The organism is Streptomyces sp. PA03-6a (assembly GCF_033792765.1).
Lineage (GTDB): Bacteria > Actinomycetota > Actinomycetes > Streptomycetales > Streptomycetaceae > Actinacidiphila.
Genome location: NZ_JARAVK010000307.1, coordinates 1 through 9212, shown reverse-complemented (window position 1 = coordinate 9212; position 9212 = coordinate 1). Strand labels below are relative to the sequence as shown.

The 9212-nt window shown below is 72.5% G+C and carries 8 protein-coding genes; all 8 read right to left on the bottom strand.

Features of this window, described 5'->3' with window-relative positions:
• Positions 1 to 77: 77 nt before the first annotated feature.
• The gene (locus PV350_RS40805) at positions 78 to 1412 is read right to left on the bottom strand and encodes an ABC transporter substrate-binding protein (RefSeq protein WP_500338465.1); all 1335 of its coding nucleotides are present in this window, start codon (positions 1410 to 1412) and stop codon (positions 78 to 80) included.
• 130 nt (positions 1413 to 1542) lie between these two features.
• Positions 1543 to 2385 (bottom strand): DUF6807 domain-containing protein, encoded by an 843-nt coding sequence (locus tag PV350_RS40800; protein WP_499511183.1) that lies wholly within the window; start codon positions 2383 to 2385, stop codon positions 1543 to 1545.
• Positions 2382 to 3560: a Gfo/Idh/MocA family protein gene (locus PV350_RS40795; protein ID WP_500338464.1), complete on the bottom strand. Its 1179-nt coding sequence runs from the start codon at positions 3558 to 3560 to the stop codon at positions 2382 to 2384. Before PV350_RS40795 ends, PV350_RS40800 begins: the two co-directional genes overlap by 4 nt.
• A gap of 56 nt (positions 3561 to 3616) precedes the next feature.
• A complete protein-coding gene (locus PV350_RS40790) occupies positions 3617 to 4540 on the bottom strand; it encodes a carbohydrate ABC transporter permease (RefSeq protein ID WP_499511185.1) in 924 nt (307 codons plus the stop codon).
• Positions 4537 to 5463: a carbohydrate ABC transporter permease gene (locus PV350_RS40785; protein ID WP_499511186.1), complete on the bottom strand. Its 927-nt coding sequence runs from the start codon at positions 5461 to 5463 to the stop codon at positions 4537 to 4539. Before PV350_RS40785 ends, PV350_RS40790 begins: the two co-directional genes overlap by 4 nt.
• Before the next feature lie 99 nt (positions 5464 to 5562).
• The gene (araD, locus tag PV350_RS40780) at positions 5563 to 7287 is read right to left on the bottom strand and encodes an L-arabinonate dehydratase (protein WP_499511187.1); all 1725 of its coding nucleotides are present in this window, start codon (positions 7285 to 7287) and stop codon (positions 5563 to 5565) included.
• A 24-nt stretch (positions 7288 to 7311) separates the two neighbouring features.
• Entirely contained in the window at positions 7312 to 8214 is a 903-nt protein-coding gene (locus PV350_RS40775; RefSeq protein ID WP_500338463.1) for a dihydrodipicolinate synthase family protein, read from the bottom strand.
• A 99-nt stretch (positions 8215 to 8313) separates the two neighbouring features.
• Positions 8314 to 8988, bottom strand: coding sequence for a GntR family transcriptional regulator (locus tag PV350_RS40770; RefSeq protein WP_500338466.1), 675 nt, complete (start codon positions 8986 to 8988; stop codon positions 8314 to 8316).
• Between the last annotated feature and the right edge of the window lie 224 nt (positions 8989 to 9212).

Here is a 9212-nt window from a genome sequence, read left to right as displayed (position 1 = left end):
GGAGGGGGAGCGGGGACGGCCGGCGGCTCACGGCGCGGCGTGGGCGCCGCCGGCCTTCCCGTACCCGGGCACGCGGATCAGGAGGTGTGCTTCTTCCAGTCCGCCTGCGCGGCGTTGAGCTTCCCGGCGAAGGCGTCGAGGAAGTCCTTGGCGCTCAGCCGGCCGAGGACGACCTTCTGGAACTCCGGTTCGCTGTCGGCCTTGCTGAGGGTGTTCCAGTCCGGCAGGTAGTACGGCAGCTGGACGATCTTCGTCTTGGGGTCGGTGAGCGCCTCGATGGCGATCTTGGTGGCCCCGGCGGAGGCGATCCAGTCGTCGTCCTGCGCCTCGGTGTTGGACGGGATGGCACCGGCGGACTCGTTCCACAGGCTGTTCGCCTCCGCGGAGGCGGCGAACTCGATGAACTTCCAGGCGGCCTCCTTGTTCTCGGAGCTCTTGAACAGACCGAGCCCGTCCACCGGGTTGGAGACCGTGGTGCGCACCCCCGCCGCGTCGACCGGCATGGCCACGCCCGCGAACTTGCCCTGACCGAGGGCGTCCAGGTGGTTCTGGTAGGAACCCAGGTTGTGCTGGAGGATGCCGATCTTCCCGTTGTCGAACTCGGCGACCATCTTGGTGAAGTCGTTGTTGAGGTCGGCCTCGGGCGTGGTCTTCTTGTACAGCGCGACGTACTTCTCCAGCGCCGCCACGTTCTTGGCGTCGTTGACGGTGGTCGTGTCGCCGTTCCAGAAGCTGTCGATGCCCGACTGCCCGTACATCATGTCCAGGGCCTGGGCGATCGAGCCGGCGCCGCCGCGGAAGGTGAAGCCGAACTCGTTGTTCTTGCGGTCCGTCAGCTTCTGCGTCGCCGTGAAGAACGCGTCCCAGGTGGTGGGCGCCTGCGCCCCCGCGGCCTCGAAGAGGTCGGTGCGGTACCACAGGACGCCCATGTTCGCGGAGGTCGGCACCGAGAACAGCTCGTCGCCGCCGCCCGCCGCCTGCACGCTCGTGACCAGGTTGGGGTCGAACCTGCCCTTCAGGGGGCTGTCGTCGATGCGGTCGGTCACCGGGTCGAGCGCGCCCTGCGCCACCAGGCTCGCGAGCATCGCGGTGCCCACGCCGCCCACGTCGGGCAGGCCCTTGCCGCCCGCGATGGCGGTGTCGTACTTGGACTGCACGTCGGCGGCGGCGACCCCGACGTACTTCACCTTGACGTCCGGGTTCTTCTTCTCGAAGCGGGAGATGATCTCCTTCCACACCTCGGTGCGGACACCGCCGTTGTTGTCCCAGAAGGTGACGGTGCCCTTGCCGCTGCCCTCGCTGCCCGAGCTGCCCTTGCCGTCGGTGCCGCAGGCGGACGCGGTCAGCGCCAGTGCGGAGACGGCCGCGACGGCGGCGGCGAGGCGTGCTCCGCGGCCCTTCGGTGCTCTCATGGTGACTCTCCTGTCGGGGTGTGTGCGGGTGGTGGGGACGTGAGGGGTGGCCCGGGGTCCGGCGTGGGCCGTCGCCGGTGTCCGCGGCGGTGGGTGCCGTCGCCGAGGCCGGCGGTCCAGGGGCGCATCGTCAGCCGCTCCCGTCGACGAGGCGGCGGGCCAGCGCGCCGGCCTGCGCGGGTCCGAGGCGACCGTCGGCGACGGCGGTGACGATCCGCCGGGTCACGGTGCCGCCCGCGGGGACGGGCAGCCGCCGCGCCCAGGCGAGGGAGGAGCCGACGCCGGGGTACTCGGCGGTGCGCACGAACCACGGGTCGCGGCGGGTCCCGGCGGTCGCCCCGGCGAAGACCAGCGTCCAGCCCTCGCCCGAGAGGGCCAGCCAGTCGGCCGCCCGGCCGTGCACGGCCTCCTCGCCCTCCGCACCGGCCGTGAACACCCGCGCCCGCTCCGGCTCGGCGGGCGCCCGCCAGAAGAAGCCGCCGTATCCGGCGCCGGGGCGGCCGTTGGTGGCCGGGCTGCCGATGGTCAGCTCCCGGTCGCCGGGGTTGGCCAGGGCGAAGGTGACGTCGAGCGCCCAGCAGCCCCTGCCGAGCGCGCGGGCCGTGACCGTCCGCCGCTCGCGGAGCAGTTCGCGGTCCCCGGTGCGCCAGGACAGCTCCTCGGTGAAGCCGTCCGGGCCGCCGCGGAGCAGGCCCAGGTGCTCCTGGACGCCGTGGTCGTCCAGCTCGGCCGGGCCCCGGTCGCGGACGTAGGTGCGCCCGCCCCAGAAGTTGCGCCCGTCGACGTCGGGGACGGCGACGCTCACCCCGAGGTGGTGGAGGTGGTCGCCGGGCATGAACTCGGTGACGGGCACCCCGGCCAGGGTGGTCAGCGGGTGCAGGTACGGGCGTGGGGCGAGCCGCCCGGGCAGCTCGGGGCGGTGGACGTACCGTCCGACGGTACGTCCGGCGGCACGCAGCACGGTGGTCGTCATCGCCGGACCGCCCCGTTCGGCGCGGCCCAGGGGGCGCCCAGCTCGGAGAAGAGGGCCAGGGTCTCCGCGCCGGCGGTGACCATGCCGTCGACCCCGGTGACGACACGTCGCGCGGACCGTTCGCCGGGCTCGGAGCGCCAGGCGCCGTCGGGCAGCGGCACCGGGTCCGGGGCGGTGCGCACGGCCTCGACGACCTTCATGAAGGCACCGGTGGCGCGGGGCGGCACGAGCAGATCCTCGCCGTGCCGCACGTGCGCGACCAGGTTCTCCAGCAGGTCCGTGCGCCCGTACCGCTGCTCCTGCGGGCCGCGCCCGGCGCGTTGCAGCAGGACGCGGTCCTGCTTGTACCAGAACGTCACACGGCCTCGGTCGCCGTGGACGACGACGTACGGCTCGGCGCTCCGCTCGGCGCACAGGGTGGCGGTGACCGTGACGACCGTGCCCCGCGCGGTGCGCAGCCGCAGGGCGGAGGTGTCGTCGGCCTCGATGGCGTTGGCCCGGAAGAGCTCCAGCTCGATCGCCCCGACGTCCTCGGCGCGTTCGCTGCCGTCCAGGGCGAGCGCGGTGGCGACGGCGTGGGCGAGGGGGTTGGTGAGCACCCCGTCGACCACGTCCGTACCGCCGATCCTGCGCCGCCCCGACCAGGCGGCCCGGCGGAAGTAGTGCTCGTCGCGCACCCAGTTGCCGGCGGCGCCGATGCCGCGCACGGTGCCTATCGCGCCGTCGGCCACCAGCGCGCGGACGGCGTCCAGGGCGTGCGAGCCGAGCGACTGGAAGCCGATCTGGCAGGCCCGTCCGCTCGCCTCGACCCCGGCGACCAGCCGTTCGTACGCGGCGTAGGAGGGCGCGGGCGGCTTCTCCAGCAGCACGTGGGCGCCCTGCGCGGCCGCGGCCAGCGCCAGGTCGGTGTGCGTGTGGAGGGGGGTGCAGACGATGACGATCCCGGCGCCGGTCCGCGCGGTCAGTTCGCCCAGGTCGGTGCCGTGGGCGGGTCCGGGGAACCCGGCCGGTTCCCCCGGCGCGAGCGGGACGGTGTCGCAGATCCCGGCGAGCCGCACCAGACCGGTGGCCGACAGCCTCCTCAGGTTCTCCAGGTGCCAGGCGCCGTGGCCGCGGGCCCCGGCCAGGACGACGGGCACGGGCGCGTCGCCGGGCCGCGTGGATGCATCTCGCACGGTTCGGACCTCCTCGTCCGCGGGACAGGGGCGGGTGGCTGGTGGCGGGACGGGCGTCAGCCCTTCACCGCACCGGCACTGAAGCCGGTGACCAGCCACTTCTGGATGAAGGCGAAGACGATGACGACGGGCACCGCGGCCACGACGCCGCCCGCGGCGAGCGTTCCGAGCTCGACGCTCTCGCCGGAGCCGATGGTGTAGCTGAGGCCGACGGGGATCGTGTACTTCTCCTGCGTGCTGAGGAACATCAGCGAGAAGAGGAAGTGGTTCCAGCTGTGCACGAAGGCGAAGGAGCCCACCGCGACCAGCCCCGGCCGCAGCAGCGGCAGCACCACCGCGCAGAAGGCCCGGATCCGGCCGCAGCCGTCGACCCAGGCGGCCTCCTCCAGCGACACCGGGACGTTCCTGATGAAGCCGCTGATGAGGATGATCGACAGCGGCAGCTGGAAGACCGTCTCGGCGACGATGACGCTCCACAGGGAGTCGATCATGCGCAGCTCGCTGAAGATCTGGAAGAGCGGCACCAGCATGAGCGCGCCCGGGATGAACTGCGAGCACAGCAGGGCGAGCAGGAAGGCGCGCTTGGCGCGGAAGTCGAAACGGGCCAGCGCGTAACCGCCGAGCAGGGCGATCACGGTGGTCATCACGAGCGTGGCCACGCCGATGAGCAGGCTGTTCTTGAAGAAGACCGCGAAACCGAGGTCGTTCCACACCTTCGAGAAGTGCGCGGTGGTGGCCGGCCACGGCACCAGCGAGGTGGACCCCGAGGGGCGCAGCGCGAACAGCAGCATCCAGTAGAAGGGGACGAGCGTGAACAGCAGGTACAGGCCGAGCGGCAGGTAGATCTGCCAGCGGGGCGCACCCGCGCCGAGCCCCCGGCGCCCGCGGCGCGGCCCGGCACCGCCGCCGTCGTCGGGGCGCGTGGCGGGCGCCACGCGCGGCAGGGGGAGGCCGTTCCTCTCCGGCACGGTGGTGGTCATGTGCGGTCGCCCCCGAACTTGCTCAGACGCAGGTAGACGATGGAGCAGAACAGGAGGATCACGAAGGCGACGGTGGTGAGCGCGGACGCGTAGCCGAAGTCGTGGCCGTCGATGCCGGTGTTGGCCACGTACAGCGGCAGTGTGGTCGTCGAACCGGCGGGACCGCCGCCGGTGAGCGTGTAGAGCAGGTCGACGTTGTTGAACTCCCACACCCCGCGCAGCAGCGTGGACAGCACGATGGCGTCCCGCAGGTGGGGCAGCGTGATGTGGAAGAACCGCCGGAAGCGGCCCGCGCCGTCGACCGAGGCCGCCTCGTACAGCTCGTTCGGGATGGACTGCAGGTCGGCGAGGATGAGGATGGCGAAGAACGGCACCCCGCGCCACAGTTCGGCCAGGACGGCGGCCGGGAAGACGGTGGCGGGGTCGGAGAGCACCGAGGTGCCGTACTCGCCGATGCCGGCGTCCGCCAGGTAGCGGCTGATGCCGGTGGCGGGGTTGTAGAGCAGCATCCAGATCGTGGTGGTCAGCACGCCGGAGACGGCCCACGGCGAGAAGACCAGGGCGCGGGACAGGCCGCGGCCGACGAAGGTCTGGTTGACGACCAGGGCGAGCGCCAGCCCGAGGGCGAGCTGCAGCCCCACCTCCGCGGCGACCCACTTGAGGCTGAAGAGCAGGCTCTGCCAGAACAGCGGGTCGTCGAAGAGGATCCGCCGGAAGTTGCCGAGGCCGGCGAAGCCGTTCCGCCAGGGCTTGGTGACGTTGTGGTCCTGCAGGCTGTAGTAGAGGACGCTGACCATCGGGTAGGCGATGAAGCCCAGCATCAGCAGGACGGCCGGGGCGATCAGGAGGTACGGGGTGCGCCGGGCGGCGCCGGACGGCCGGCGCCGCGGGGGCCGGGGTGGTTTCGCCACGGCTGTGGCCATGACCGGTACTCCTTCGTACGGGTGCGGGGAAAGCGCTTGCCTAGTGGTGCGGGACCGCCACGGGCGCGGTGGCGGTGCGGGGTGGTGCGCGGTGGGGCGTCAGCCCGCGTAGGGCTCCGGCACTTCTCCGGGCCGGGCCAGGAAGCGGAAGTCGCAGCCGGTGTCGGCCTGGGTGATCTGGTCCTGGTACAGCGCGCCGTAGCCGCGTCCGTAGCGCGGCGGCGGTGCCTGCCACTGCGCGCGCCGGCGTTCCAGTTCCGCGTCGTCGACCTCCAGGCGCAGGGTGCGCGCCTGGACGTCCAGGGTGATCGGGTCGCCGGTACGGACGAGGGCGAGCGGCCCGCCCACGTGCGACTCGGGCGCCACGTGCAGCACGCACGCGCCGTAACTCGTGCCGCTCATCCGGGCGTCGGAGATGCGCACCATGTCCCGCACCCCCTTCTTCAGGAGGTGGCCGGGCAGCGGCAGCATCCCGTACTCGGGCATGCCCGGGCCGCCGAGCGGACCGGAGCCGCGCAGCACGAGCACGCTGTCCTCGGTGATGCCGAGCGCCGGGTCGTCGATGGTGCGCTGCAGGGTCCGGTAGTCGTCGAACACCACGGCCGGGCCGGTGTGCTTGAGCAGGTGCGGCTCGGCGGCGATGTGCTTGATGACCGCGCCGTCCGGGCACAGGTTGCCGCGCAGGACGGCGACGCCGCCCTCGGCCGCGAGCGGCCTGTCCAGCGGGCGGATCACGTCCTCGTCGTGGACGAGGGCACCGGCGAGCTGTTCGCGCAGCGTGGCGTGCGCGACGGTCGGCCGGTCGAGGTGCAGGACACCGGCGTCCCGCAGCCGGGTCAGGAACCCCGGGAGACCGCCCGCGAAGTGGAAGTCCTCCATCAGGTGGCGGCCGCCCGGCCGGAGGTTCGCCAGGACCGGCACCGTGCGGGCGATGCGGTCGAAGTCGTCCAGCGTCAGCGGGACACCGCTGCGCCCCGCCATCGCGATCAGGTGGATCACGGCGTTGGTCGAACCGCCGAGGGCGAGCACCGTGGCCACCGCGTCCTCGTACGCCTCGCGGGTCAGGATCGCGGACGGCCGCAGGTCCTCGCGCACGAGGTCCACGATCCGCATCCCCGAGGCCGCCGCCATGCGGTCGTGCCCGGAGTCGACGGCGGGGATCGACGACGCGCCCGGCATCGTCATCCCCAGCGCCTCCGCCGCGGCGGTCAGCGTGGAGGCGGTGCCCATGGTCATGCAGTGGCCGGGCGAACGGGCCAGCCCGCTCTCCAGTTCGGCCATCTCGCAGTCACCGATGAGGCCGGCCCGCTTGTCGTCCCAGTACTTCCACATGTCGGTGCCGGAACCCAGGACCTCGGTGCGCCAGTGCCCGGGCAGCATGGGCCCGGCCGGCACGAACACCGCCGGCAGGCCGGCGCTCGCTGCCCCCATGAGCAGCGCGGGCGTGGACTTGTCGCAACCGCCCAGCAGGACCGCCCCGTCCACCGGGTAGGAGCGCAGCAGTTCCTCGGTCTCCATCGCGAGCAGGTTGCGGTAGAGCATCGGCGTCGGCTTCTGGTACGTCTCCGACAGCGTCGCGACGGGGAACTCCAGGGGGAAGCCGCCCGCCTGCCACACCCCGCGCTTGACCGCCTGGGCCCGTTCGCGCAGGTGGACGTGGCAGGGGTTGATGTCGCTCCAGGTGTTGACGACCGCGATCACCGGCTTGCCCAGGTGCTCCTCGGGCAGGTAGCCCAGCTGCCGGGTACGGGCCCGGTGGCTGAACGAGCGCAGGCCGTCCGTCCCGTACCACTGGTGGCTGCGGAGCTCTTCCGGCTTCTTCATGGCGGCCCTCCGTCCCGTCCCGGCTCACACGTCCCAGCCGGCGAGCAGCGCGGCCACCCGCTCGCGCCGGCCCCCGGTCAGCAGGCGGCTGGGCGGGCGCACGTCACGGCGGCACAGTCCCAGCACCGCCAGGGCCTCCTTGACCACCGACACGTTGTTGGCGGACTGCTGTTCGGCCCGCAGGTCCTCGAACTCCCTGATCTGCTCCCACACCTTCATCGCCGCCGCGTAGTCGCCGTCGCGCAGCGCGCGCAGCATCTCCAGGGACACCCGGGGCGCGACGTTGACCAGGCCCGAGGTGAAGCCCCTCGCGCCGACCGCCCAGTACGCGGGGGCGTACAGCTCGGCGAGGCCCGCGACCCAGGTGAAGCGGTCCAGCCCCGCGTCCCGGGCCACCCCCGCGAAGCGGGCGGCGTCCGGCACCGCGTACTTCACCCCGACGACGTTCGGGCACAGCTCGCCGAGGCGCGCGATCAGCCCCCCGTCCAGCGCCGCGTTGCGGACGTACGGGACGACCCCGGTCCCCGGGACGGCCTCCGCGATGGCCCGGTGGTAGTCCACCCAGCCCTCCGGCGAGACGTACGGGTGGATCGGCTGGTGCACCATCACCATCTGCGCCCCGGCGTCGCGTGCGTGCCGCGCGGCGGCCACCGCGGTCGGCACGTCGTGGCCGACGCCCACCACGACCTGGGTGTCCGGGTCCGCCTCGGCCATCGTCAGCTCGACGACCAGCCGCCGCTCGGCCGGGTCGAGGGCGTAGAACTCCCCGGTGTTGCCGTTCGGCGTGACCGTCCGCACCCCGCTGTCGAGCAGTCTGCGCAGCAACGCCCGGTACGCGGTGGGCTCCACGCCCCCGTCCGCGCCGAACGGGGTCACCGGGATCGCCACGACATCGGCGAGCGCCGACGACTGCTCTGCGAATGACATGCGGTTGCCCTTCAACTCGGGTCGCTACGGGATGCCGTGGGGGCGGCGTGGGGGAGCGGGCGCGCGGAGGGCCGTCCCCTCACCCCGCGCGCCCGCGGCTCAGCGGGCCGTTCCTTCGCCGCCGTCCGGGCCCTCGGGGAACGCCCGGGCCACGAAGCTCGCGATGTGGTCGTGGAGCAGCCGCGCCGCGCCGTCCGCGTCCCCGTCCAGGGCACGCGCCAGGATCTCCCGGTGCTCGCGGGCCTCCTGCTCCCACGACGGGGTCTCCTGCCAGACCACCGCCGAGACCAGGGCCGCCTGGTCCCGCACGTCGTCGAGCATCCGGGCCAGCAGGGGGTTGCCGCACGGCGTGTACAGCGCCCGGTGGAACTCCCGGTTGGCGAGCGACCGGTCGGCCCGGTCCCCCGCCTCGTCGGCCCGCGACAGCGCGTCCCGCGCGGCGTCCAGCGGGGCGCGGTGCGTGACGGTACGGCGCAGCGCCTCCGGCTCCAGCAGCAGGCGCACGTCGTACACCTGACGCGCCATCTCCGCGTCCACGGTCCGCACGGTGACGCCCTTGTACTGGCTCATCACGACCAGCCCGGTGCCGGCGAGCGTCTTGAGCGCCTCCCGCACGGGCGTCTTCGACACCCCGAACTGCGCGGCCAGCTCGGCCTCCACGAGTGCCTGACCGGGTTTCAGCTGCCCGGTCAGTATCCCGTGCTTGATCGTTTCCAGCACGACCTGGGTACGGGACGGAATCGGCGTCGGCGCGGTGCCGGCGAGCAGGTCCATGAGGGCTCTTTCGGATCTCACGTATGGCGTCTCATATATGACGTACGAAGTACGACGCGATGAAAGTAGGGCGGGGGGCGGGGTTCGTCAATGGGCCCGACGCACTTTGTGTGCGGTGCGGTTGTTGTCGTGTGTGGGTTGCTGTCTCTTATACCCATTTGACGCTGCCGACGATAAGTCCGTTGGAGGTCGACGATGGAGTCGTATAATGAAAAAACAAAAAA